At 69.9% G+C, this 25643-nt stretch carries 22 protein-coding genes; 13 read left to right on the forward strand and 9 right to left on the reverse strand.

From position 1 onward, the window contains the following. The first annotated feature begins 2 nt into the window (after positions 1-2). The 3 genes from ACFLIM_RS12785 to ACFLIM_RS12795 all read left to right on the forward strand — a co-directional run bounded on the left by ACFLIM_RS12785 (position 3) and on the right by ACFLIM_RS12795 (position 3621). The gene (locus ACFLIM_RS12785) at positions 3-359 is read left to right on the forward strand and encodes a hypothetical protein (RefSeq protein WP_393164752.1); all 357 of its coding nucleotides are present in this window, start codon (positions 3-5) and stop codon (positions 357-359) included. Further along, positions 347-661, forward strand: coding sequence for an MGMT family protein (locus ACFLIM_RS12790; RefSeq protein ID WP_393164754.1), 315 nt, complete (start codon positions 347-349; stop codon positions 659-661). Before ACFLIM_RS12785 ends, ACFLIM_RS12790 begins: the two co-directional genes overlap by 13 nt. A gap of 209 nt (positions 662-870) precedes the next feature. Further along, a complete protein-coding gene (locus ACFLIM_RS12795; protein WP_393164756.1) occupies positions 871-3621 on the forward strand; it encodes a CDP-glycerol glycerophosphotransferase family protein in 2751 nt (916 codons plus the stop codon). A 36-nt stretch (positions 3622-3657) separates the two neighbouring features. Here ACFLIM_RS12795 and ACFLIM_RS12800 read toward each other — a convergent pair whose 3' ends face one another. After that, complete coding sequence (locus ACFLIM_RS12800) at positions 3658-4260, reverse strand: NUDIX domain-containing protein (RefSeq protein ID WP_393164758.1); 603 nt, start codon at positions 4258-4260, stop codon at positions 3658-3660. A 92-nt stretch (positions 4261-4352) separates the two neighbouring features. After that, a complete protein-coding gene (locus ACFLIM_RS12805) occupies positions 4353-5009 on the reverse strand; it encodes a class I SAM-dependent methyltransferase (RefSeq protein ID WP_393164760.1) in 657 nt (218 codons plus the stop codon). Between the two features lie 279 nt (positions 5010-5288). On the opposite strand from ACFLIM_RS12805, the gene ACFLIM_RS12810 reads away from it, so the two are divergent. Next, positions 5289-8459 carry an ATP-dependent helicase gene (locus ACFLIM_RS12810; RefSeq protein ID WP_393164762.1) on the forward strand — a complete coding sequence of 1057 codons (3171 nt, stop codon included), beginning with the start codon at positions 5289-5291 and terminating at the stop codon, positions 8457-8459. After that, positions 8453-11731 (forward strand): ATP-dependent helicase, encoded by a 3279-nt coding sequence (locus ACFLIM_RS12815; RefSeq protein ID WP_393164764.1) that lies wholly within the window; start codon positions 8453-8455, stop codon positions 11729-11731. The genes ACFLIM_RS12810 and ACFLIM_RS12815 overlap by 7 nt, the downstream gene beginning before the upstream one ends. Here the strand turns inward: ACFLIM_RS12815 and ACFLIM_RS12820 are convergent. From ACFLIM_RS12820 to ACFLIM_RS12835, 4 genes are read right to left on the reverse strand one after another with little or no spacing between them, the layout of a single operon-like run. Continuing rightward, on the reverse strand, positions 11691-12761 hold the full coding sequence (locus tag ACFLIM_RS12820; RefSeq protein ID WP_393164766.1) for a type III PLP-dependent enzyme: 1071 nt from the start codon (positions 12759-12761) through the stop codon (positions 11691-11693). The two genes, ACFLIM_RS12815 and ACFLIM_RS12820, sit on opposite strands and share 41 nt — an antisense overlap. Then, entirely contained in the window at positions 12758-14386 is a 1629-nt protein-coding gene (locus ACFLIM_RS12825) for an IucA/IucC family protein (protein WP_393164768.1), read from the reverse strand. Before ACFLIM_RS12825 ends, ACFLIM_RS12820 begins: the two co-directional genes overlap by 4 nt. Further along, positions 14387-15868: an IucA/IucC family protein gene (locus tag ACFLIM_RS12830; protein ID WP_393164770.1), complete on the reverse strand. Its 1482-nt coding sequence runs from the start codon at positions 15866-15868 to the stop codon at positions 14387-14389. It lies immediately after the preceding gene. Next, positions 15865-17001: a siderophore biosynthesis protein gene (locus ACFLIM_RS12835; protein ID WP_393164772.1), complete on the reverse strand. Its 1137-nt coding sequence runs from the start codon at positions 16999-17001 to the stop codon at positions 15865-15867. Before ACFLIM_RS12835 ends, ACFLIM_RS12830 begins: the two co-directional genes overlap by 4 nt. Before the next feature lie 123 nt (positions 17002-17124). Between ACFLIM_RS12835 and nudC the strand changes: the two genes are divergently transcribed. Further along, positions 17125-18123, forward strand: a complete 999-nt coding sequence (gene nudC, locus ACFLIM_RS12840) for an NAD(+) diphosphatase (RefSeq protein ID WP_393164774.1) — start codon at positions 17125-17127, stop codon at positions 18121-18123. Here the strand turns inward: nudC and ACFLIM_RS12845 are convergent, their stop codons facing one another. After that, complete coding sequence (locus tag ACFLIM_RS12845) at positions 18124-18372, reverse strand: mycoredoxin (RefSeq protein WP_393164776.1); 249 nt, start codon at positions 18370-18372, stop codon at positions 18124-18126. 89 nt (positions 18373-18461) lie between these two features. Then, entirely contained in the window at positions 18462-19364 is a 903-nt protein-coding gene (locus ACFLIM_RS12850) for an alpha/beta hydrolase (protein ID WP_393164778.1), read from the reverse strand. A 144-nt stretch (positions 19365-19508) separates the two neighbouring features. Here ACFLIM_RS12850 and ACFLIM_RS12855 point away from each other — a divergent pair, with 144 nt between their 5' ends. From ACFLIM_RS12855 to ACFLIM_RS12875, 5 genes are all read left to right on the forward strand, one after another. Further along, positions 19509-21554: an ATP-dependent DNA helicase UvrD2 gene (locus ACFLIM_RS12855; protein ID WP_393164780.1), complete on the forward strand. Its 2046-nt coding sequence runs from the start codon at positions 19509-19511 to the stop codon at positions 21552-21554. Between the two features lie 106 nt (positions 21555-21660). Continuing rightward, positions 21661-22530: an acyl-CoA thioesterase II gene (gene tesB, locus ACFLIM_RS12860; RefSeq protein WP_393164782.1), complete on the forward strand. Its 870-nt coding sequence runs from the start codon at positions 21661-21663 to the stop codon at positions 22528-22530. A 147-nt stretch (positions 22531-22677) separates the two neighbouring features. Further along, positions 22678-22935: a hypothetical protein gene (locus ACFLIM_RS12865; RefSeq protein ID WP_393164784.1), complete on the forward strand. Its 258-nt coding sequence runs from the start codon at positions 22678-22680 to the stop codon at positions 22933-22935. Positions 22936-23064: 129 nt separating this feature from the next. Beyond that, positions 23065-23334: a WhiB family transcriptional regulator gene (locus ACFLIM_RS12870; protein ID WP_080045300.1), complete on the forward strand. Its 270-nt coding sequence runs from the start codon at positions 23065-23067 to the stop codon at positions 23332-23334. Between the two features lie 65 nt (positions 23335-23399). Then, positions 23400-23564: a hypothetical protein gene (locus ACFLIM_RS12875; protein WP_393164852.1), complete on the forward strand. Its 165-nt coding sequence runs from the start codon at positions 23400-23402 to the stop codon at positions 23562-23564. Between the two features lie 111 nt (positions 23565-23675). Here the strand turns inward: ACFLIM_RS12875 and ACFLIM_RS12880 are convergent, their stop codons facing one another. Then, positions 23676-24284, reverse strand: a complete 609-nt coding sequence (locus ACFLIM_RS12880) for a hypothetical protein (RefSeq protein ID WP_393164786.1) — start codon at positions 24282-24284, stop codon at positions 23676-23678. 68 nt (positions 24285-24352) lie between these two features. Here ACFLIM_RS12880 and ACFLIM_RS12885 point away from each other — a divergent pair, with 68 nt between their 5' ends. Both ACFLIM_RS12885 and ACFLIM_RS12890 read left to right on the forward strand, forming a co-directional pair. Continuing rightward, complete coding sequence (locus ACFLIM_RS12885; RefSeq protein ID WP_393164787.1) at positions 24353-25027, forward strand: TetR/AcrR family transcriptional regulator; 675 nt, start codon at positions 24353-24355, stop codon at positions 25025-25027. 161 nt (positions 25028-25188) lie between these two features. Further along, the gene (locus ACFLIM_RS12890) at positions 25189-25431 is read left to right on the forward strand and encodes a hypothetical protein (protein WP_393164789.1); all 243 of its coding nucleotides are present in this window, start codon (positions 25189-25191) and stop codon (positions 25429-25431) included. The last annotated feature ends 212 nt before the right edge of the window (positions 25432-25643 follow it).

The following is a 25643-nucleotide window of genomic DNA, read 5'->3' on the forward strand; positions in this document are numbered from 1 at the left end:
TCATGGGATACGAGCTGCGGGTGGTGCGCGAGTCGCCACTCGCCTTCGCGGAGCTCGCGAGGGCCATCGCGCCGGCCGGTTTCGAGCTGCGCGGATCTGACATCGTGGCCGGTCACCGGGGCGGCGCGCATGCGGTTGCCCGCTGGCAGGGCCAGCTGGCCGGCGAGCCGGGCTCCGACTGGCAGGTGGCGCAGCTTCTGCGGCTGTCGGCCGCGCTCGGTGCCCGGCTCGTGGGCGAGGACGGCGAGGTCTACTCCCTGCGCGACGGCGTCATCGAGGTCGTGTCGGGCGGCAGCGTGGTGGAGATCGGCAAGTTCGACGAGATCATCGACGCGGGCCCGGCGGCATGGAGCCCGTGAACCCCTTCGTCGAACGGGTGCTCGACCTCGTCGAACGCATCCCGCCCGGCAAGGTCATGGCCTACGGCGACATCGCCGAGTACTTGGGAGAGGGCGGCCCCCGCCAGGTCGGCAAGGTGATGTCCACGTGGGGCGGCGGTGTGCCGTGGTGGCGCGTCGTGCACTCCGACGGCACCGGAGCGGCCCCTGACCACGTACAACGCTGCCTGGCGCACTGGCGCGAAGAGGGCACCCCGTTGCGCGGCGAGCGGGTGGACATGCGCCGGGCGCGCTGGGACGGACGTTCAGGGGATTTTCAGTAAGGCAGCTGACCTGCGCTTTCGTCGAACGGGCGAATCCGTTACATGTGATTCCCATTACCATGGGCAGAACACTTGATGGCGGCCCGAAAGGCGGTGCCTCCCCTATGGCCACCGGCGTCACAGCCCAAAGCCAGGGCGGCGATTCGCTCGGCGAGCGCCTGAAGGCTGTCCAGGATCTCTGCGATCGTGGCGAGCCTCTCGAAGCGGTCATGCGAGCGGTCGGCCCCGGGGGCCGCGACGCGGCGTTCGACACCGAGGTGCTCAGCGGACCCCTGGGGGCGCGCATCGACGTGGTGGTCAAGCGCGGCGTCGCGCGGCGGCGCGAGCTGCTCGATCTCCTGCGCCCCTATCTGGCGGCGGTCGACGCGGGCGTCAAACGTGACCTGCCCGTCGCGCGCCGGGTCATCTGCCACCTGATCGAGCACCGCCCCGACGAGGAGCTGGTCGAGGGCGAGACGCTCACCAAGGTCGTGACCGCGGCGGCCGAGCCGTCCAAGCGCATCCGCAAGGGCCTGCGCTGGTACGCCGACCTGCCCTTCCGCGACGAGCTGCCACCCGACCTCTACCGCCTGCGGCGCGCCGACCTGGTGCCGGTGACCCACATCGACGACATCGTCTGGGTCAACGGCAAGCTGCGCGTCACCGGTTTCGCCTACCTGGCCGGGTTGTCGGTCCGCAGCCGCAGGTTCAACTGGGCGACCGTCGTGCTGCGCGGGCCGCGCTGGTTGCCGCCCATCCGGATGCGTACGCGCCGCGTCCTGGCGCCGGAGGCCACCCACGGGGCGCGCGAGCCGGGCTGCAACTACGACTGGTCGGGTTTTTCCGCCGAGCTGAGCCCGTGGCCGCTGCGCTGGCGCGGCGCCGTACGCGGCGTGGTGTCCGCCGTGCGCCGCCGGATGCGCCACCGGCCCTCGGTGCCCGACACGACGACGTGGCGGGCGGAGATCGTGTTCTGGAGCCGCGGCGCGCGGGCGACGGGCCTGCTGCGCGGCTCCTCCGTCGGCCGGCCCGAGCGTCCTGCCGGGCGCAAGCTCAAGCCGGGCTGGTGGGCCAGGCCGGTCTGGACGTCAGACCGGGCGTTGCAGGTCGTCCTCCAGCCCAACAGGGCCGAGCTGGCGGGTGTGTCCGTCGAGGGCGAACGCCTGGAGCTCAAGATCTTCCTGCCGGGGCGCTCGGTGACCAAGGGCCACGCCAGGCTGGGCGGCCACCGCATCGCCGCCGACTTCACACCCGCCGGCGACGGCACGCAGGTGGTGCTGGGGCTGGTGGTGCCCACGCTGCTGCAGGAGAAGGACGGGCGGCGGCTCTGGGTGGAGCCCAAGGGCGACCCGGCGGCGTCCGTCATGCTCGCCGACCTGGTGGAGACGCGCACGCCGGTGGGCGACCGCGAGATCACCGTGCTCGGCGACCGCCGCGACCGCGTCGTCGTCTCGGCTCACCGCATCCGCCCGGTGATCACCTCGGCGGTCTGGGAGGGCCCCGCGCTCCTCCTGCGCGGCCACTATCCGGACGCGCCGGGGCCGCGCAATCTGACGCTGCGCCACCGTTCGGGGCTGTCCTACCTGCTGCCGATGGAGCGCTCCGGCGAGGACTTCTCCGTACGCGTCCAGCCCGCCGCCATGGACCGCTTCGGCGAGCCCGTGCCCCTGGCGTCCGGCACCTGGAACATGTCGCTCCGCCACCCGTCCAATGGCGAGATCGTGCCGCTGCGCATGGACCACGCGGCACTCGCCGGTCTGGACGAGGATCCGCGCACGTTCGACGAACGTACCTACCGCATGATCTCCACCCGCTTCGACGTGCCGGTGATCACGGTCGAGGAGGCCAGACCGGCGGACGAGCGCGGGGTGGCGGGCACCCATGTCCTCCGCCGCGTCTTCTACCCCGCCCAGCGCACGGAGCCCCTGACCGACGCCACCGTCTACGTGGTCAACGACGGCCGCCTCTACGCCGACAGCGTGCGCGCCATCTACGAGGAGCGGCTGCGGCGCGGGGACGACCGCGAGCACATCTGGATCGTCAAGGACGGCGCCTTCGTGCCGCCCGGCAACGCGACCGTCGTCCGCGCCGGCAGCCGCGAACACCACGCCGCGCTGGCCAGGTCCCGCCACATCGTGACCAACTCGTTCCTGCCCGCCTGGTTCCGCGCGCGTGAGGACCAGATGGTGGTCCAGGCGTGGCACGGCACCCCGGCCAAGCGCATCGGCAACGACCAGCCCCACATGGCCCGCGACCCGAAGCCGCCGATCTGGCACCGCCAGGCGGCAGAGGTGCGCGGCTGGGACCTGCTGTTGTCGCAGTCGCCGTGGGCCACGCCGGTGCTGCGGCGCGCGTTCGGCTACAAGGGCGAGATCCTGGAGAGCGGCCTGCCCCGCAACGACGTGCTCAACTCGCCCGATCGTGACGGCCCGGCGGCGGCGATCCGCGAACGCCTCGGCCTGGTAGAGGGCAAGCGCGTCATCCTGTACGCGCCGACGTGGCGTGACTACGACCGCAAGAACGCGATGGTCAAACTGGACCTGGCCAAGACCAGGGAGGCGCTGGGCGCCGACCACGAGATCCTGGTACGCGCCCACCCGATGCAGGCCATGCCCGCCGTCCCCGACATCGCCCACGACGTCACCACTTATCCCGACATCGCCGACCTGCTGCTGGTGACCGACGTCCTGGTGACGGACTACTCCTCGGTCATGTTCGACTTCGCCGCCACGGGTCGGCCTATCGTGATCTATGGCTATGACCTGCCGAAATACTCTTCGAAGCGGGGGCTCTACGTGGACCTGGCGGAGCAGGCGCCCGGCCCGGTGTTGTCGACGTCGGCGCAGGTGATCGACGCGCTGATGTCGATCGACGAGGTGGCGGCGGCACACGCGGACCGCTACGACGCCTTCCGCGCCACCTTCGCACCCCGGGACGACGGCAAAGCCACGGCCCGGGTGGTGGACCACCTCTTCTCCTGACCCCGAAAGCCGGCTCGGCGGAACGGGTGCGGGGGGTCAGAAGAGGTCGGGCAAGTCGGGTAGGAGGAAGCGCTTGTTCGGGTCGTACCCGGTGTCAAAAGGGAGCGCCCCAGGGAGGTTCTCGCTGAGGAGGTAGAGCAGGGAGGACATGCTCGTCCCGCAGACGATCTCGCCGTTGTCGATGAGCCGGCGGATGCTCGACAGGTGCACCCATTCCACCCGCTCCGCCTCCCAAGGATCCGACGGCGGCCCGATGTGGGTGGCCGACTCGCCCCGGTAGATGTGGTGCAGGCTGTCGGAGATGCCGTTCGTCGGCTGGATGGCGAGCAGCGGACGCAGCGGCCCGGGCCGCCAGCCGGTCTCCTCCTCGACCTCCCGCGCGGCCGCCGCCCCCGGCATTTCCCCCTCTTCGACCTGCCCGAGCGGGATCTCCCAGCCCCAGCTGTCGGTGATGAAGCGATGCCGCCAGATCAGCAGCACCCGGTTCTGGTCATCGGTGACGACGGCCCCCGCCCCCGGCGCCGTGCGTACGAGCCGGTGATCGAGATGGCGCCCATCGGGCAGCTCCACATCCGCCACCCGGACGTCCAGCCACTGGTCGGCGTAAAGAGTCCGCTCGGAGTGGACCTGCCACCGCATACCATCAACCCCCCGCACGAAGGCCTAGTGTCGACCCGACGTTACCTGGCTAACACGTTCCGTATGCGTGGAATCCCGCGATTCAGCCAAGGTCACTTCCGGAGTTCGACGTCCAACGCCAGCGGCGACAACTGGATGTCGTACGTGTGGAAGGCGGTGTGTGAAATGAGCGCCTCGAACTCGCTCTTCAGGTACGCCCGCCGCGGCAGCACCGACCGCAGCACGTACCGGGTGAACACCTTGGACAACCCACTGACCCCCATCCGTGCCACGTCCTCGTCGACGGCCTCCTTGGACACGTCCTTGCGCAGGTCGCTGATGAGCGCGCAACCGCCGGGCCGCAGGACCCGGTGCATCTCCTGGAGCGCCCCGACGGGGTCTGAGAAGTTCTTGAACGCGGCAGTGCAGACGATGAAGTCGAAGCTCTCGTCGTCGAACGGCATCGCCGAGGCGTTCCCGAGCCGGAAGTCGACCTCGACCCCGGCCTCGGCGGCCTTGTCCCGGGCGATCCGGACGAAGGTCTCGCTGATGTCGAGCCCCGTGACCGTGTAGTCGCCGGTCCTGGCGAGGGCGATGGACAGGTAGCCGGGCCCAGGGGCCACTTCTAAGATCTTGCCGCCTTGCCTCGCGAGCCGTCGCACGTCATCGACCTTCTCCTCGAACCTCGCCACGTCCTTGCCGGTGTTGGTCGCGTACCAGCGGGCGATCGCGCCCTCCATGCCCACACCCTTGTACCCCTTGCCGGTCATGACCTGGTCTCCCCTCCGCTCGTGGACCTTGATTGACACGATATATCGCGTCAATCGGATGTCAAGATATATCGCAAAGTGGACAACGCTGGTGGCGAACATCGGGCCCGGCGTGTCGCGAAGAATCCTGATATCTGCGCGGATACCGTAGGCGGATCGCGTGGGGAGACCGGGCAAGTCGGCACGATCTACCCCTGTGGTCTGGTGGAATCTAGTGTTGTGAGTGGTCAGACCTGGCGGTTGGTGCGTCGTGGCAACGACGGCCCAGTTGAGCCCCCTGTGCTCGATGAGCACCAGCGTGCCGTGGTCGAACACCAGAGCGGACCCCTCCTCGTTCTCGCAGGTCCAGGCACCGGCAAGACCACCACGATCGTGGAGAGCGTCGTCGACAGGATCGAGCGCCGCGGCTTCGACCCCGAGCGCGTCCTCATCCTCACCTTCAGCCGCAAGGCCGCCGGAGAGCTGCGCGAGCGCGTCACCGGCCGCCTGCGCCGCACCACCCGCACGCCTCTTTCCCTGACCTTCCACTCCTACGCGTACACGCTCCTGCGCCGCGAGTCCGTGCTCGCGGGCAAGGCCCCGCCGCGCCTGCTCACCGGCCCGGAGCAGCTACTGGAGATCCGGCGGCTGCTGCACGGCGAGCTGGAGAACGGCGCGCCCGGGTGGCCGCTGTCGCTGCGCGAGCCGCTCAAGACGCGCGGGTTCGCCGAAGAGCTGCGCGACTTCCTGTCCAGGGCCAACGAACGCGGGCTGGACGGCGATCGGCTGGTCGCGCTCGGCAGGCAGCACGGGAGGAGCGACTGGGTGGCGGCCGGCCGGTTCGCGGAGCGCTACCAGGACAGGTTCGACCTCGACCCTGAGGAGACCTACGACTACGCCGAGCTGATCGGCGCCGCCTCCGCGCTGCTGGCCAGGCCGGACGTGCGCGAGCGCGAGCGGGCCGCGCACGACGTGGTGTTCGTGGACGAATACCAGGACACCGACCCGGCGCAGGAGCTCCTGCTCGCCCAGCTCGCGGGCGACGGGCGTGACCTGGTCGCGGTGGGCGACCCCGATCAGTCGATCTACGGCTTCAGGGGCGCGGACGTCCAGGGCGTCATGAAGTTCCCCGAACGTTTCCAGACCCGCGACGGCCGCGACGCCCCCGTGCTCGCGTTGCGGGTGTGCCGCAGGAGCGGCGCGGAGCTGCTCACAGCCTCCCGCCGGGTGGCGGCCCGGCTGCCCGTCGCCCCCAGGCCCGACCACGTCTACGGGCACGAGCACGGCCATCGTGACCTGGCGCCGCTGCCGGAGGTGGAGGCCGGTGACGTGCGCGTGCTGCTGGCCGACAGCACCAGCCAGGAGGCGGCCATCGTCGCCGACACGCTGCGGCGCGCCCACTTGATCGACGGGGTGCCGTGGCGCCGGATGGCGGTGCTGGTCCGCTCGGCCAAGCGGCAGGTGCCGCTGCTGCGGCGGGCGCTGGTCACCGCGGGCGTGCCGACGATGATCGCGGGTGACGAGGTGCCGATCGCCCAGGAGCCCGGCGTACGCCCGCTGCTCACGATGCTCAAGGTGGCGCTCGATCCCGCGCAGCTCGACGAGGGGGTGGCCGAGGAACTGCTGACGGGCCCGCTCGGCGGCACGGACATGATCGGGGTACGCCGCCTCCGCCGCGCCCTCAAGATCGCCGAGAACGAGGCCGCCGGCGAGCAGCCCACCGAGGACACCCCGGCCGAGCCCCCGTCAGCCGAGACCCCGTTGCCGTTCGAGGCGCGTTCGTCGGGTGAGTTGCTCGTCGCGGCCGTGAAGGACGCCCGCGAGCTCACCCGCGTAGAACCCCACATAGCCCTCCCTGCCGAACGTGTGGCCAAGCTCCTGGCGGCCGCCAAAGAGGCCGCACTCCAGCAGGGCACCGCGGAAGACCTCCTGTGGGCCGTATGGAACGCCAGCGGCCTGTCCCAGCGCTGGACCGAGCTGAGCCTGGCGGGCGGCCCCAGGGGAGCCCAGGCGGACCGCGATCTCGACGCCGTGGTGGCCCTGTTCGACCATGCGGCCAGATTCGTGGACCGGATGCCCAAGGCGGGTCCGGAGGTGTTCATCGACGACCTGGCCGCCCAGGAGATCCCCGGCGACACCCTGGCCGACCGGGCTCCCGACGGCGACGCCGTGCGCGTGCTGACCGCCCACCGCTCCAAGGGCCTCGAATGGGACGTCGTCGTGGTCGCGGGCGTACAGGAGGGGGTCTGGCCCGACCTGCGCCTGCGCGGGTCGATGCTGGGCGCCGAGGACCTCGTCGAGGTGGTCGAGGGCGCCGAGCCGAGCGCCGCGTCGCTGGCCTCCAAGCTGCTGGCCGAGGAGCGCAGGCTGTTCTACGTGGCCGCCACCAGGGCCAGGCACAGGCTGGTGGTGACGGCGGTGGGCGGCGAGGACACCGATGAGCGGCCGTCCAGGTTCCTGTCGGAGCTGATGCCGGGCGCGGTGGAGTCGGCCACGGTGGACGACCGGGCCCGCTGGCTGAACATGTCCGCGCTGGTGGCCGACCTCCGCAGCGCCGTGACCGATCCCACTAAATCCGCAAAAATCCGGCAGAAGGCCGCGCAGCAGCTCGCCCGCCTGGCCGCCGCCGGAGTCCAGGGCGCCCACCCCAACGACTGGTACGCCCTCACCCCCATCTCCGACGACCGCCCCCTGAGCTGGCCCAATGACATCGTCAGCATCTCGCCCTCGGCGGTCGAGAGCTTCACCAAGTGCGGCCTGCGCTGGCTCCTGGAGACGGCCGTCGGCGCCGCGGGCACCAGCACCGCGCAGGGTCTGGGCAACATCATCCACGCCCTGGCCGTCCTGGCGGCCACCGATCTGCCCAGCGAGGACCTGCTGGCCGACCGCCTCGACCAGATCTGGAACGACCTCGACTTCGGCGGTGTCTGGTACAACCGCAAGCAACGCCAGGTCGCCGAGCAGATGATCGGCAAGTTCCTGCGCTGGCACAAGGAGAATCCGCGCGAGCTGGTGGCGCTGGAGGATGCGTTCACCGCGGTGGTCTCGGAGGGCGTACAGATCAAGGGCCGCGTCGACCGCGTCGAGCGCGACTCGGACAACCGTGCGGTGATCATCGACCTCAAGACGGGCGGCTCCAAGCCCAAGGCGGGCGACCTCGACCGCCACCCGCAGCTCGGCGTCTACCAGCTCGCCGCGCTGCTGGGGGCGTTCGCGCGGCACGGCATGACCGAGCCGGGCGGCGCCGCGCTGGTGCAGCTCGGCAAGGCGGCGGGCAAGAACGACGCACAGGAGCAGTCACAGGGCGCGCTGGCCGACGACAAGGACCCCGGCTGGGCCAAGGACCTGGTCGACACGGTGGCGATCGGCATGTCGGGCCCGTTCTTCCAGGCCAAGGTCAACGACGGCTGCCGCACCTGCGTGGCCAGGGTGAGCTGCCCGGTCAACGACAACGGGGGCCAGGTGTGCTGAACCCCGTCGAGCTCGCCGGCAAACTCGGCGTCCTGCCCCCCACCCGCGAGCAGGCCGTCGTCATCGAGTCCCCGCTGGAGCCCATGGTCGTCATGGCGGGAGCGGGCTCGGGCAAGAGCGAGACCATGGCCGGGCGGGTGGTCTGGCTGGTCGCCAACGGCCTGGTCAAACCGGAAAACGTGCTGGGCCTGACGTTCACCCGCAAGGCCGCCGCCGAGCTGGCCACCAGGGTCAGGGAGCGGCTCAACGGCCTGGCGGAGGCCGGCCTGGTCGAGCCGGGCGCGCTCGACAACGAGCCGACCGTGTCCACCTACCACGCCTACGCCGCCCGCCTGGTCACCGACCACGCGTTGCGCGAGGGCCTGGAGCCGACCATGCGCCTGGTCACCCCAGCCGTGTCGTGGCAGCTCGCGTCGCGGGTGGTGGCGATGTACGACGGGCCGATGGACAAGATCGAGCTGGGCCCGCCGTCGGTCACGGCCGCGGTGCTGGAGCTCGCGGGCGAGCTGTCCGAGCACCTGCGCACCGCCCCCGACGTGCGGCGGGTGGGGGAGTGGCTCAACGACAGGTACGCGCTGCTCCCGGGCAGGACGACGCTCGCCCAGCGCAAGCCGCTCAACGTCCAGGCGGCCAGGGAGCAGTTGTTGCCTCTGGTGGAGGCGTATGAACGGCTCAAGCGTGGCCGCGAGGTCATCGACTACGGCGACCAGATGTCGCTGGCCGCCAGGATCGCCGCGAACCACAAGGAAGTCGGCGAGATCGAGCGCTCCCGCTACTCCGTGGTCCTGCTCGACGAATACCAGGACACCAGCCACGCCCAGCTCGTCCTGCTGCGCTCGCTCTACGGCGGCGGCCACCCGGTCACCGCCGTCGGCGACCCGTGCCAGTCGATCTACGGCTGGCGCGGCGCCTCGGCAGGCAACCTTCGCCGTTTTTCCCGAGATTTCCGGACAAGTTCGGGTGATCCCGCGGAGATCCGCCAGCTCAGCGTCAGCTTCCGCAACGGCGACCGCGTCCTCGACGTCGCCGCCCGCGTACAACTCCCGCTCCGCATGGAGGCCCGCGAGGTCCCGGTCCTGGTCCCCGGCCCCAACCGGGTCGACCGGGGCCGCGTCACCTGCGCCTTCCACGAGACCGCCGAGGACGAGGCGCAGTGGATCGCCGAAGGGATCCGCAAGATCCTCGGCCAGGAGGTCGCCCCCGACGGCCTGCCCTGGGGCGAGCAGGAACGCAAGAAGACGCTCGCCGTACAACCCCAGGACGTGGCGATCCTGGCCAGGAAACGATCGCAGTTCCCGGCGCTGCGCAGAGCGCTCGAAGAGCGCGACATCCCGGTCGAGGTGGTCGGTCTCGGCGGCCTGCTGACCGTGCCCGAGGTGAACGACATCGTCGCCACCCTCCGCGTCCTCTACGACCCGACGGCCGGTGACGCGCTGGCCAGGCTGCTGGCCGGGCCGCGCTGGCGGATCGGGCCCGCCGACCTGCGGACGCTGGGGGAGCACGCCAGGGAGCTGGCCCGCGAGCTGCGCGACAGCCACCGCGAGGACGACCCGCTCAACCAGGTGGTGGCCGACATGGCCGAGGAGCGCGGCAGTCTGGTCGACGCGCTGGACGAGCTGCCGGACAGGGAGGGCTGGCTGGAGACGTTCTCGCCGCTGGCCCGCACCAGGCTCGTCGCGCTCGCCCACGAGCTGCGCCAGCTGCGGGCGCACACCGCCCAGCCGCTGCCCGACCTGATCTCCGAGGTCGAGCGCAGGCTCGGCCTGGACATCGAGGTGGCCGCGCGCAGCGGCTCGGTGGGCGCGTTCGCGGCGCGGGCCGATCTCGACGCGTTCCTCGACGCGGCGTCCAGGTTCGCGGGCGACTCGGAGGATCCGACGCTCGGGGCGTTCCTGGCCTACCTGCAGGCGGCGGAGAGTGAGGAGTTCGGCCTGGAGGCGGGCCGGGTCGGCGAGAGCAACAGCGTCAAGCTGATGACCGTGCACGCCTCGAAGGGCCTGGAGTGGCCGATCGTGGTGGTGCCGGGGTTGTCGCAGCTCGTCAGCTCGAAGGGGACGATCGCGACAGGCAGCATGTTCCCCGCTACGCCGGTCATGAACAGCCGCTGGACCGAAAACCCCCGCAAACTCCCCTACTCCCTGCGCGGCGACGCCCCCGACCTGCCCAGGTTGAGCGGGCTGAGCAAGGAGGAGCTGGGCGCGTTCGACGAGCTCTGCCGCGACCGCGACCTGATGGAGGAGCGCAGGCTCGCGTACGTCGCCGTCACCCGCGCCCACTACCACCTGATCGCCTCCGGCTACCGCTGGGGCACCGCCACCAAGCCCCTGGCGCCGTCGGACTTCCTGCTGGAGATCCGCGACACCGCCGACCGCGTCTCGTTCTGGGCCGAGGACCTGGCCGAAGGCGCCACCAACCCGCTGCTCGCCGAGCCCGCCGAGGCCACCTGGCCGGTCACGCCCGAGGGCCTGCGCTACGAGTCGGTGCTCGACGGCGCCCGCCTGGTCGAGGACGCCCTGGCCGGGGCACTTGCCGCGGAGGACGAGGACGAGCCGCTGCGGGCGTTCGAGGAGGAGCGCCTGCGGGCCTGGGAACGCGACACCGACCTGCTGCTGCGCGAACGCGAGCTTTATCATCGCAGGGCCGCGACCATCGTCGAGCTGCCGTCCAAGCTGACCGTGTCGTCGCTGGTCACGCTGGCCGCCGACCCCCGCGAGCTGGCCCGCAGGATCCGCCGGCCGGTCCCGGCCAAGCCCGCGCCGCTGGCGCGTCGCGGCACGTCGTTCCACAAGTGGCTGGAGACGCGCTGGGACCAGCAGCGGCTGATCGACGACATCGAGCTGTACGACGAGCTCGAAGAGGCGGATGTACGCCTCGCCGAGCTGCAGGAGCGGTTCGAGGAGAGCGAATGGTCCGATCGGCGGCCGGTCGATCTCGAGGTGCCGTTCGAGACCATGATCGCCGATCGGCTGGTGCGCGGGCGGATGGACGCCGTGTTCGAGCTGCCGGAAGGCGGTTACGAGGTGGTCGACTGGAAGACCGGGGAACCGCCCAAGGGCAAGGCGGCCAGGGCGGCGTCGGTGCAACTGGCCGCGTACCGGCTGGCCTGGTCGCACCTGGCGGGCGTGCCGCTGGAGAAGGTGGGGGCGGCCTTCCACTACGTACGCTCGAACAGGACCGTGCGCCCGGTCAATCTCCTCGACGCCGACGGGCTGGTCGCGCTCATCGAAGGAGTCAGACTCTTAGGTAGTGGAACGCCGGCTTCGGGTGCATGAGGAAGTCGTGGTGGGAGATGTTCCAGGCGTAGGCGCCGGCCATCTCGAAGACCACCGTGTCTCCGATGCGGGCCGAGGTCCGGATTTTTCGGGAAAAAACGTCTTTTGGGGTGCATAGCTGGCCGACGAAGGTGATCGGCTCATCGGTCACGCCCTGACCGCCCCCCGTGGCCAGGATCGTGAAGGGCTGGTCGTGGCCCTTGGTCGCCGGAGTCCGCAGGTGGTGGGTGCCGCCGAGGACGATCGCATAGGTCTCGCCTCGCACGCGCTTCACGTCCACGATCTTCGTGACGTAGTAGCCGCAGTAGGCGGTCAACGCCCTGCCGGGCTCGATTCGCAGCCGCCGACCCTTTCTGAGCGCCTCCAGCCGGGCCCCGTACGCCGCCCAGTCGAACCTGGACTCGGGCGCGGCATAGGAGACCGCCATGCCGCCGCCCAGGTTGACCTCTTCGTACTCGTTGTCGAGCAACGTCTCCGCCAGCCTGATCAGCTGGGCGGAGTCCAGGCCGCTGGCCAGGTGGGTGTGCACGCCGCGCAGCCGTACCCGATCGGTGAACAACGCCAGGCACTCCGCCACACCCTGCTCGTCCATGCCGAAGGGGCCGCTCATCGTGAGGGCCGCGCCCTCAACCGGCAGGTCCGGATTTATCCGGATAAGCACGTCGGCTGGCAGGCCGGTGGCGAGGAGGCGGCGCAGCTCGTTCGGGGACTCGACGTGGATGCGGTGGTGCGGCAGGCGCAACTCGGCATCGGTCTTGCCGGGACCGCCGAGGGCGACCGGCTTGCTCGGAAACAGGGCCGTGACGTGCGCATGCTCGCCCCCCGACGACACCTCGAACCCGTCCACGTGCCCGGCCAGCACGCGCAGCAACTCGGCGTCCGGATTGGCCTTGACGGCGTAGTACAGCTCCGTCGCCCCCACCGCCCGCCGCACGGAAGCGGCGTGCTCGTCGAGCGCGGGCAGGTCGTACAGGTAGGCGGGGACCTCGGGCAGGCTCAGCGCGGCGTCCCGGATGCGTGCGGCGATCATGCCAGCGGATTCGCGATCGGCACGTACCCGGCGGCGCGGTCGGCCGCCCTGGCCCAGCGCACGCCCAGGTTCGCCTTGGCGGGCAGCGGCGCTCCCGCCAACAGGTCGGAGAGCGGCAGCGGCCATCCCAAGTGGTCGGCCTGCTCCATGAGCAGCGCGTGGGCTGTTCGCCACAACCCGCGCAGGAGGTCGTCGTCGGGGCCCGCGAGCGTGGCGGCGATCTCGGTCAGGTGGTTGACGAGCAGGCAGTAGACGACCCGGGCCCAGCCGCGTTCGGCGTCGTAGGCCAGGGCCCGGGCCACGTCGGGGTGCAGGCCGTCGAGGTCGTGGCGGCCCGCGACCAGCTTGGTGCCCTCCAGGTCGCGGAAGACGGCCTGCGCGGGCAGCCCGGACGCGTCCAGGCCGACCAGGACGTTCTGGAGATGGGGTTCCAGTACGACGCCGTGCGCGAAATACAGCTCCAGAACCGGCAACGCGACCACGGTGACGTACGCCGACCACCAGGCGAGCGGATCCCGGGCCGGGGCGCCCAAAGCCCAGACCGGCGTGTCCAGAGCCCGGACCGGGGTGTCCAGGGCGAGGGCGGCGGCCAGGATCGGGGTCACGCCCGGCGAGCAGGCGGCCCAGGGGCTCTGCCGGACGATCACCCCCAGGCCCTCGTGCAGCCTGGTGCCGAGGGCGGCCGACCGGTAGCCGGGCTCGGGGAGCCAGCGGGTGGCGGGATGCCTAGCCGATATTTCCCCAAATATCGGCGTAAGTCGTGATGTCAGCTCCACCGCCCCGGCCAGCTCGTACCAGGCGTTCTTCCGCACACAGTTCGTGATCCGCACATCCAGGGAGAACTTCAGGCACACCTCCGCCTCGGGCGCGTACACGGTCCGTACCGACGAAGTCGGCATCACCACGGGCCCGGGCCCCAGATCGACCAGCTCGGCGCCGATGGCGGGCCGCAACAGTTCGAGCTGCCAAGGATGCGCGGGCAACACCCGATACCCGGCAGGCGCCACCCCCATCGCATCCAGCGCCGACACGTCACCTTCCGCAGCCAGGACGTCGTCACGCACGCCGAGCAGCCTGACGGGAAACTCGGCATGGGTCTCCGGCGCGTACCGCAACCAGTCGGCCCCGCCGCGCGCCTTGGGGCTGGGATGGAACGGATGCCCGTAGACCAGCGCCTGCTCGGAGGCCAGCCACGGATCGGCGGGCGGCACCCCCTCGGCCCGGCCCCGCAGGATCGCGGCCACGGCATCCCGGCTGGCCGCCACCTGCCTGGCGAACTCCCCGTTGCGCCCCGCGTCCAGCCGGCCGGGGCCGCTCGCACTCCTTCGATCCCGCTCGCCCAGGTCGGCCTCGACCAGCCGTACCAGATCGTCTGTCATCAACGGCTGCCAGGCGCCGCCGTCGAGACGTTCCGGCAGGCCGTCGAAGCGCAGCGCCGCGCCACCGTGCGTACGGGCCCGCAGCAGCGTGCCCGCCACCCGCAGCAGCAGGTACGGCGGGGCCGGCCAGACCAGGCCGCGCGGCCCGGCCAACTCCCGCACGCAGCAGCGCAGCAGGGCCGCCAGCGTCGCCTCCTCGGCCAGGGCGGAGGGCGCGTCGATGGCCAATCCGTCGGAGCTCGGCATTCAAGTTCTCCTCAGATAGTTGGGCCCGCTGGTGCCGTAGAACTTGTTGATGTCACGCGCGCCGGAACGTTCCTTGGCCACGAGTGTCCCCGCCGTGATCATGGACTTGCCGGTCAGCCGGGCCGCGTCGAGCGTCCTGGCGCGCAGGAGCCTGGCCATGGGGTCGTCGCCGTACTCGTCGAGCGCCTCGGCCAGCGTGTCCCGCACCAGGGCCGCCGCCCGGGCCTGCGGCAACGCCCCGAAGACCACCGAGGCGGCGGCCAGGTGCAGCGTGATGGTCACGAACACGTCGGCCAGCGCGTGCGGATCGTCGGTCAACATCCGCCCGTCCGCGAAGTCGGGCACCTCGACCCCGGCGGCGGCCAGCCTGGAGGGGGACGCGAGCAGCCCGTCGTTGTCCTTGACCAGCAGCCGCATGCGATCACCCTGGAAGACCAGGGCGAGGTTCTGCTGATGGGCTTCGAGCGCGACGCCGTACCGCACGAAGAGCCGTACGTTCCACCGAAACAGCAACCCCAGATAGGCGGGAAGCACGTCACCGAGCTCGTCCAGCACCCTAGGGATGGTCAGGGCGGCAACCGGCACGATCTTCCCCTCGGGCAGCCGCCTGACCATCCAAGCGAGATACTCGTGCCCGGCCTCCGCATAGACCTGCTCGTCGGCCGGCAGCACGTCCGGGTCGGCCAGCTCCCGCAGCAGCAACTCGGCCTTCGCCCCGTCGGCGAGTGTCCCCGGCTTGATCGAGCGCCGGTTCCGCACGCCCAGGGTGCTGATCGGCAGCGGCAACTTGAGATGGAGGCGCGGGCCGACCTCGACGGTTCGCATGGACAGGGTGGGCCGCACGGTGATCGCGGCCTGGTCCAGCACCCGTACCCCGTCGATCTTCCGTACCTCGCCCACGGCCAGCGGATGCACGGGAAACAGCACCTCATCGGCCTCGCACGCGCCCGGACCATCGATCGGAAGTCGCGCGGCGGAGCCCGGCGCGAGCGCACGGCGCGGCACCACCGCCCACCGCAACTCGAACGACGGCGCGAACTCCGGCGCATACGCTGGCAACTCGTCCGCCGAGAGCCCGAGCCGCGCCCGAGAAGTCGGATAAACCGGATGATCCACGAAAGCGGCCAACGCCTCATAAGACGGCCTGCGCCCGAGCACCTCACCCACCTGCGCGTCATGCAACTCAAGAGCCGCCAACGCCGCCAGGCACTCCTCGAAGAACGCGGAAACCCCTTCGGCGTCCGCCGGGTCGGAAACGTCCACCAACGTCTCCAGCACCTGCTCCAGCCCCAGCCGCTCCCCGTCGGCGACCACGAAGTCCTGGAACAGCACACCGGGCGAAAGCCGTACCCACCGCCCGTCGGCCAGCGGCAACCCCACGCTGTCCTTGGTCCTGGCGATCCGCGCGGACAACCCCCCGTAGTCCTCACGCAAGAGAGCGTCCAGCACCCGAGCGGCCAGATAGGCCTCCCGGCCGCTCATTCGACCACCCAGGGCCGAACGGCGCGAAAGCCCTCGATGGCCGCGTCCACCCGTCCCCGATCAGGCCCGACGGCCCGGACGACCCCCAAGTAGTCCCGGTTCGTATGGGTGATCGAGACCACATCGCCGACCGCCCGCAACGGCCGATGCCAGAGCCGCACGTCACCGCTGACGACGGACTCGTGCCCGGGCGCCGCCTTGACCGTCCCCGACCGGTCCGCGACGAGGCTGACCGCGCTCCCGTATCCGGAAATTTCCGGAACGGGCGGCACCTGCTCCCCGAGATGCACCCGCAGGATCCACTCGAATATCGGCACCCCGAGCACGTCCCCCAGCAGAAAGTCGCAATGATCGCCGATCGCCCGGTAGTTCACCTCGACCACCCGAGGCCCGTCGGCGGTGACCACGTACTCGGTGTGGCAGGCCCCGAACCCCACCCCCAACGCCCGCAAAGCCCCCAGCACCTGCTCGTGCGGCCCATCAGGCGCCCAGTCCAGCCGCTCCTCCACGAAGTACGGCAAAGCCCCCAACGTCGTCTCGAACCCCCCGAGCACCCGCACCCCAGCCGAGTCCCCCAGGGTCTCGAGCGTCCGCAACGGCCCTTCGAGGTACTCCTCCACGACCAGCGCCTCCCCGGGCCGCCGCCGCCTGACCTCGGCCACGGCGGAGTGAAGATCCCGTTCGACCAGCCGGACGTCCTCGCTGGCCACCCCTTCGCGGGGTTTCAGCACGACCGGATACGGCACGTGCGCAGGCACCGGATCGCCGGGCGCGAGCCGTACCGAGAAAACCTGCTCGACCCCCGCCTCGAGGAGCCGGCGACGCATCAGGAACTTGTTCTTGGCGGACGCGCACGCCCGCCAATCCTTTCCGGGCAGCCCGAAATAGGACGCGGCCAGCGCGGTCTCCGTCTGCAGATGGTCGGAGTTGGAGAAGATCGCATCCGGCCTGCCGAGATGTTCGATGGCGTCGATCAGGGCCCGCGGATCGTGTACGTCGCAGGCCACCGCATGAGGATGCCGTTCCGGCCGATCCGTCAGGATCGTCACCTCGCACCCCAGAGCACGAGCCGCGGGCAGGAAGCCGTCCGTCACGGAATCGGTCGGTTTGAGCGCGGTCAGGTAGAGCCGCAACGCGAAGGCACCCCCGGACAGAATCAGGTAAGGCTAACCTAACTCGTCGATCTTAGCCCCAGAGAGATCACCGCGGGGTCCGGATACCTTAATCGGCGGCTAACTGCGAGGTCATAGGATGACATGGGAATTGGGGAGGGTCGGCCAGTGGCGAGCACGGCGGAAGAGCAACTCATCGGACCACTACTTCTGGCACGCGGCACCATCGACAGATCCTCGGCCTTGCGTGCCGACGACCAGTGGCTGGAGCAGGCGTGGTCCGACCCCGCGGCCAGGGTGCTGGTGATCGACAACGGTCACACGCTGGTGCGCCGGGTGGGCGATGAGGTGCAGGCGGTGCTGTTCACCCCTGCGGACGCGCCACCGGGGCCGCGCTACCTGCTGGGCGTCGAGGACGGAGTCGCCTATTTCGCGGTGGCCGCGCCGCTGCCGGGCATCCCCAAGGGCGACGTCAACGGCCGCGTGACGATCCCGATGAGCCTGCGCGACACGCCCGAGGGCGAGCCGGTGGCGGCCGGGTTGCGCCAGGTCGGGGGGCTGCTCGGCGACCGCGACGCGGGCCTGCTGGTCTACGCGGTGGCGCTGGAGGCCTGGCACACGAGCCACGAATACTGCCCGCGCTGCGGCTCCCACACCGACATCAGGGCCGGTGGCCACATCCGCGTCTGCCCGCGGGACGCCAGCCAGCACTTCCCGCGCGTCGACCCCGCCGTGATCATGCTGATCCGCGACGAGGACGACCGCTGCCTGCTGGCCCGCGGGCCGCAGTGGCCGGAAGGGCGCCTGTCGATCCTGGCGGGGTTCGTGGAGCCGGGGGAGTCGCTCGAATACGCCGTCGCCCGGGAGGTGGCCGAGGAGGTCGGCGTCACCGTCGTCAACCCGCGCTACCTGGGGAGCCAGCCGTGGCCGTTCCCGCGCAGCCTCATGCTCGGCTTCTTCGCCGAGGCCACCACGACCACGCTGACGCCCGACGCGGAGGAGATCGCCGAGGCGCGCTGGTATTCGCGCGCCGAGCTGACGGCGGCGCTGGAGTCGGGCGAGCTGCGCCTGCCGCCTCCCGTGTCGATAGCCCGCCGCCTGATCGAGACCTGGTACGGCGGCGAGCTCACCGGCGACTGGTGATCAGGCCGCTTCGAGCAGGGCCTTGACCTCGCGGGCCGACGGGTTCGTCCGCACGACGCGCCCGCTCGGCGTCTCGATCACCACGGTCGGCACGGTCTGGTTGCCGTTGTTGACGCTCATCACGAATTCGGCGGCCGACGGGTCCCGCTCGATGTCGATCTCGTCGAAGCTGATGCCCTCGCGGGCGAGCTGGGACTTGAGCCGCTTGCAGGGGCCGCACCACGTGGTGCTGTAGACCGTGAGCGCCATGTTGGGAAATCCCTCCGAGGTAAGGAAATCAAGCGCTCCGTGCAACAACGCGGGCTGCCCGGTTAATCCCCAACCGGGTGCCGGTATCCCTATCCGATGCGCTCGGCGATCCAGGCCTGCACGCGCTCGGCCACGCCCGGCTCGCGATAGAGCGGATTGCTGTGGTTGATCCCCGGCGCGGTGAGCACCGTCACGGGCACCCCAACCTGACCCAGCATCTGCTTGAGCACCTGGCTCTGCGCCGGCGGCACGAACTCCTTCTCCGAATGCACGGTCAGCATCGGGGCGTCCTTGCGGCTGGCGTGCCAGGCCACCTCCATGCTGGCCCACACCCGCGAGCACTTGCCCTTGGGCGAGCAGCCTCCGGCCAGGCGGATGGCGGCCGTACGGAGCTTGCGCTTGTTGGGGTCGGCGGACTTCTCGCCCTCGGTGTAGGCGCGCAGGGGCGAGATGATCGGCGACAGGCCGACGACGCCCTTGAGACCGTTGATGCCGTCGCCGTACGTGCCCACGGCCGCCGCGATGTGCCCACCGGCGGAGAAGCCGACCACCACGTAGTTGCTCGGATCGAACGCCCACTTGTCGGCGTGCTTGCGGGCCGCCGCGATCGCGGCCAGCGCGTCGGTACGCTGCGCGGGCCAGGGCGCGTCGCCGGACAGGCGGTAGTTGAGATTGAAGACCGTGTAGCCGAGATCGGCGTAGCCGCGGGTGATCTCCTTCATGTACTTCTTGTCACCCCCGGACCACCAGCCGCCGTGGATCAGGAAGACCCCTGGCCGCTGCTGCCCGTCGGGGGTCCACCAGACGTCCATGCTCTGGCGCCGGTGGGAGCCGTACGCGACGGTCTCCGCGGCTAACCCGCCGAGCCCGTCAGGATCGACGGGGTTGGTCGCCGAGGGGGCTGGTGTGGGCTCCTTGGTCGCGTCCGCGGCGACGGGTGTGAGCACAACGGCAGCGAGCGCGAGCACGCCCGCGGATACCGCAGTTCGCACGGCCTTCCTTTCCCCCATGCAGATGGTCGGGCCCCATTGTGGGGGAAGAGACCAGTTCTTCGCATCTCGACGGCTATGAAGTTACGACGGCCCGCATGTTGCCAGAATAAAGTGCATGACCGCTACTGCTGCGAGTATGTACGGATGAGCAACGTGGATGACGTCCTGACCGGCCTCGACCCCGAGCAGCGGGCCGTCGCCGAGTCCGTGCGCGGGCCGGTGTGCGTGCTGGCCGGCGCCGGGACGGGCAAGACCAGGGCGATCACCCACCGCATCGCGTACGCGGTCCGCAGCGGCGTCGTCGACGCGCAGAGCGTACTGGCTGTGACGTTCACCACCCGGGCGGCCGGGGAGCTGCGCCAGCGCCTGCGCTCACTTGGGGCACCCGGCGTGCAGGCCCGCACCTTTCACGCCGCGGCGCTGCGTCAGCTCACGTACTTCTGGCCGCGGGTCATCGGTGGCGACGCGCCGTCGGTGATCGAGTCCAAGCTCCCGGTCCTGGTGGAGGCCTGCCGCCGGATCCGGAAAAATCCCGATCGGTCCGAGTTGCGGGACATCGCCGCGGAGGTCGAGTGGGCCAAGGTCACCCAGATTGGGCCGGAGGACTACGTTGCGGGCGCGGCGAAATTCCACCGCACACCCCCCGTACCGGCCGAAGAGGTGGCCCGCCTCTACGAGGAATACGAGCAGATCAGACGCGAACGCCACCTTGTCGACTTCGAAACCATCCTTGAGCTGACCGCGGCCGTGATGACCGAGCACCAGGAAGTGGCGGCGCAGATCCGCCAGCAATACCGCTATTTCGTGGTCGACGAGTACCAAGACGTCAACCCGCTGCAGAAACTCCTGCTCGACACGTGGCTGGGCGGCCGCGACGACCTCTGCGTGGTGGGCGACCCCAACCAGACGATCTACTCCTTCACCGGCGCCAGCCCCCGCTACCTGACGGGCTTCGCCGTGGAGCACCCGCAGGCGGCGGTCATCAAGCTGGTACGCGACTACCGCTCGACCCCGCAGGTGGTGGACCTGGCCAACCTCGTCATAGCCAAGGGCAAATCCCCCCACCGCCTGGAGCTGGTCGCCCAACGCCCCGAGGGCCCGAAGCCGACGTTCACCGACTACGACGACGAGCCCGCCGAGGCCGCCGGAGTGGCCCGGTCGATCAGGAAACTCCTGGACAAGGGCGTCCCCTCGCGCGAGATAGCCGTGCTCTTCCGCGTCAACTCCCAGTCGCAGTCCTATGAGGAGGCCCTGTCCAAGGCCGAGATCCCGTACGTGCTGCGCGGCGCCGAACGCTTCTTCGAACGCCCGGAGGTGCGCCATGCGGTCGTCCTCCTGCGCGGCGCGGCCCGTTCGGCGGCCGGCGAGCCGCTGGCCGCGGAGGTCCACCACATCCTCACCGGCATCGGCCTGACCCCCACCCCTCCCGGCGGCGGCAAGGCCAGGGAGAAATGGGAGTCCCTGAAGGCCCTGGCGGACCTGGCGGAGGACATGGCCGCGGAGGGCGCCGACCTCCCGGCATTCGTAGCCGAGCTCGAACGCCGAGCCTCGGAACAACACGCCCCACCCGTGGAGGGGGTCACCCTGGCCTCCCTGCACGCCGCCAAGGGCCTGGAGTGGGACGCCGTCTTCCTGGTCGGCCTCACGGACGGCATGCTGCCCATCATCTACGCGGAAACCCCGGACCAGATCGAGGAGGAACGCCGCCTCCTGTACGTGGGCATCACGCGGGCAAGGGAACACCTCTCCCTCTCCTGGGCGCTGGCCCGCGCGCCCGGGGGCCGCAAAACCCGCCGCCCGTCCCGCTTCCTGGACGGCCTGACGGGCCGCATCTCGGCCCCGCCCCGGATCTCCCCTTCACCCCGCGAACGCCGTCCCGTGGCCGCCCCGGTGAGCTGCCGCATATGCGCGAAGACGCTGGTGGCGGCCGCCGAACAGAAGCTGGGCCGCTGCGCCACCTGCCCCGCGGACTACGACGAGGCCCTGCTGGAAGGCCTGAAGGCCTGGCGCACGGCCACGGCCAAGGAAGCCAAGATCCCGCCGTACGTCATCTTCACGGACGTCACGCTGCAGGCGATCGCGGAGCTGGCGCCTACTACGGAGCAGGAGCTGCTGTCGATCGCGGGGATCGGCCGGGTCAAGCTGGACCGCTACGGCGAAGCCGTCCTCTCCCTGTGCCGCACCTCTTAACAGCCCTGAAACCGCGACAAGGGACAATCCATACCCACCGTTGGGGGTACAGGGGTAACCCGTCACACTTGTCCGAGAACGGGAAAGCACAAGGGGGACGAACATCGTGAACGAGGCGCTGAAGGAGCTGCTTGACCTGCTCGACCTGGAGCAGATCGAGCTGGACATCTTCCGCGGCAGGAGCCCGGAAGAGCGCATCCAACGCGTCTTCGGCGGCCAGGTTGCAGCCCAGGCCCTGGTGGCAGCCGGCCGAACAGTCCCCGAAGGCCGTAACGTCCACTCCCTCCACGCCTACTTCATCCGCCCGGGCGACCCCTCCATCCCGATCGTCTACACGGTCGAACGGCTGCGTGACGGCCGCTCGTTCACGACCCGCCGGATCAACGCGATCCAGCACGGCAAGGCGATCTTCACGATGTCGGCGTCGTTCCACATCGAGGAGGAGGGCGTGGCGCACCAGGCGTCCGTGATGCCCGCCGTACCGGATCCCGAGACGCTGCCCACGTTCCAGGACAGGATGTACGAGCTCGTCGGCGACAACTCCGACCTGAGGGACTGGTTGTCGCGCCCGCGCCCGGTGGACGCGCGGTATGCCTCGCCCCTTACCTGGGAGGCGTACCAGAACCCGGAGCTGCGCAGCGCCGAGACGAACGTGTGGTTCCGCTACGACGCCGAACTGCCCGACGACCCGCTGCTGCACGTGGTGCTGGCCGCGTACGCCTCCGACTTCACGCTGGTGGACACGATCCTGCTGGCCCACGGCATGGCCTGGGGCGCCTCGAACGTCATGGGCGCCTCGCTGGACCACGCCATGTGGTTCCACCGCCCGTTCAGGGCCGACGACTGGCTGCTCTATGCCCATGAGTCCCCTTGGTCGGGCGGGGCACGGGGACTCGCGCGGGGCGAGATGTTCACCGCGTCGGGCGACCTGGTGGTCTCCGTCGTCCAGGAAGCCATGATCCGCGTGACGAAGTAGGCGCAGGTGGGCAGCTGGACGCGGCCCAATGTAACGAAATCGCAGGTAGAAAATATGTTGCCGGTTCCAGGGTTCCCGGTTTAGGGTCATGGTCAAGCAAGTCGGACACTCCTGTTCCGACGATCCAGAGAGTGGAGGTGAGTCCCCGTGATCAGCATCAAGATGCCGGCCATGCAGTGGCTCGCCTCCGCATGCCGTGACTCGGTGAGGCTCGTCGATGGCCCCGCCAAGCCGCGGCAGGAGAAGTCTGCCCGCAGTCAGGCCGCCGCCTTCTATGCGCGAGCCCACTTCGGCGCGCAAGGCGCTCCTGTCTACGGAGCACGTATCGAACTGCCGACCAACCAGCTCACCAAGGGTGGACTGTGCGGTCCGCAACCCTGGAGGGATGCACCGGTCATAACCTGACCGGCAAATAGCAGCCCCCAGGCCGCGGATCCGCACACAGGATCCGCGGCCTTCTTGTTTGTCCGTGATCCCCGACCACCTCCGAGGTGCCCGACCAAGATCAAAAAGATCGATCAAAAGGAGAAGCAGATGGGGGCGAAGACGATCATGGACCTGATCGACGAAGCCAAGATCCCCTGTCGTACCGACCCTGACCTGTGGTTCGCCGAGTCGCCGGAGGACGTCGAGTTCGCCAAGGCGCTCTGCGGCGGCTGCCCGATCCAGAAGGCCTGCTTGGCCCGCGCGCTCGAGCGCGAGGAGCCGTGGGGCGTCTGGGGCGGCGAACTGATCCTCAGGGGAACGATCGTTCCCCGCAAGCGTCCGCGCGGGCGTCCCCGCAAGCACCCGGTCGCTGCCTGAACACCGCACCTACGAGCAAGAAAGCGAACAAACCAATGAGCACTCATTCGACGAGGAGCATGGCAGTGCCGAATCTCATTCATGACTTGGTCAATGACCGAATACAAACCCTCCATCGCGAGGCGGAGGAGCAGCGTCTCATCCTGCGCGTCACGCGCGTGCAGCGAGCGCGGCGCGAGGTCAAGCGAGCGAACGACCGCCTTCGCCGGGCCCTGAGCCTGCAGATCTGATCGCGGAGATCCTGCCGCCGGCGCAGGATCTCCCGCCAGATCCCCACATGAGAGCCGGGCGCACTCCAGCGCCCGGCTCTCCCCATTCCACGCCAGCGGTACGCCCGCCGCTCAGGCAGCGGTGGACCTGGTGGATGGCACGCCCCGCCCCGACGACGGAGCGACCACTTCCTCCTGGGCAGACCAGAGCCGAGCCGCCATCCACGCGACCCCGGCCCCCGCCACCACCAGCCCGAGCAGGTACACCGGCAGCGGCACCGCATTCCGCAACGACCCGGGAACCATCCCCACGGCATAGAGCACAATGCCCACAACGGGCATCGCCCCACTCCGAATGGCCGCCGCACTGAACGCCAGCACCCCCGCCAGCAGGACGATCGACGTGACCAGGAATGCCCGCCCGGTCCCTCCGGCGAGCAGTCCGGTGACGGTGCCGCCGCCAAGGTAGGGGAAGACGAAGTGAAGGATGTACTCGATCGCGAACGCCCCGGCCAGCCCGGCCGAGTTGAGCACGTACCCGACGAGTCCGAGACTGCCTGCCGTACCCCGAATGAGCAGGTAGATGCCGGTGATCGCGAGTAAGCCGGTCAGAGCCCCGAACGGCGCGATGGCGTGCGTGAGGGCGTTCTCGGGCAGAAAGCCGGCCCGACGGGCGGAATTGACCACGAGCAACACGGCACAGACGAACCCCGCCGCCGCCGTGACCCGATAGACGCGCATGTCATGAGTCCCTTCTCTCGGTGATAACGCTCGTTATGATGCTCGTTATCGCCAGATATGGTGAGAGGGTGCCGAGAGACGTAAGCATCCCGAAAGAACTCGGCGCGCTGCGCCAGGACCTCCTCGACGCAGCCATGCACGTTCTACGCGAACAGGGCGCCCTCCACCTGACCCTCCGCCGCGTCGCGGACGCCGCCGGCACCTCCACCATGGGCATCTACACCTGCTTCGGCGGCCGCGCCGGCCTGCTAGAAGCGATCTACGAGTACGGCTTCGGCATCCTGCACGAGGCGATGACCAAGTCCCTGAACGGTCACACGGACCCCCTGGCCCGGATCATGGCGGTGGCCTACGGCTACCGGGAGTTCGCACTGTCCGACCCCGCCCTCTATGCCCTGATGTTCGAGCGCCCCCTCCCCGACTTCGACCCCTCGCCCCAACAACGAAACGACGCCCTCGGCCTGACCTTCGACCTCCTCACCCAAGCCACCTCAGCAGCCGCGGAAGCCGGCCTGATCCGATCGAATGACCCCGCACGCGCCGCGTACCTGGTGTGGACCACGATCCACGGCCTCGTCAGCATCGAACTGACCTGCTCACTCCGCAGCCCACTCCCCGGCTGGTTCCTGAACTCACGCGAGGAAGGCAAACGCGTACTAGCCGACGGCGTCCACGCCCTCCTGTCGGGCCTCTGTAGAAGCCGAACTGCTCGCCGCTCCTCCCCAACAGGTCCATGCGGATGAACCTCAGGGGAAGGCATCGGCGAGCAGTTCTGCCAGATCACCAGGCCCGTGCGTGCCGGGCTCGTACCCACGACCCCGCCGGAACGGGAACCGCTCGGCACGACCTCCGGCCGCGACGGCGTTGCGCGCTCAACGCGCAGGGACGCTCAGGGAGCAAGGCAGTGAACGGCGGGAACCTCAGCAGGCACCCCCGGGGCTGTCGGGTCTACGAGGTGGGTGAGATCGCCGACACTGCCGGTCAGGCACTCGGCGACGACGGCGGGATCGACGACGGCGTGCGCAGCAGGGGCAGCAGCGAGCAGACCTCCTACCGCCAGTACGGCGGCGAGCAGGTGCGCGGGTCGATGCATTGGGGATCCTCCCAAGAGAGTAACGAGTTGCACTCGTATAATTACACAGAGTAGCCATCTGGTATAGCGAGTTCAACGAATTGCCACTCATCAAGAAGCCCCCTCACCAGCCCAAACACCGGCACCAACCACCCCGCGCCAGCCGCCCCACCGACATCCCACCCAGCCACAACGACTCCAAGCCGCAACGAGACCGCCGCATCCGCTCCCCTCGCTCGCAGATCCGCCTGTTGCTGACCGGCTGCTGTCGCAGATGCCAGGCCGTC

This window comes from Nonomuraea marmarensis, assembly GCF_043197025.1.
Taxonomy (GTDB): domain Bacteria; phylum Actinomycetota; class Actinomycetes; order Streptosporangiales; family Streptosporangiaceae; genus Nonomuraea; species Nonomuraea marmarensis.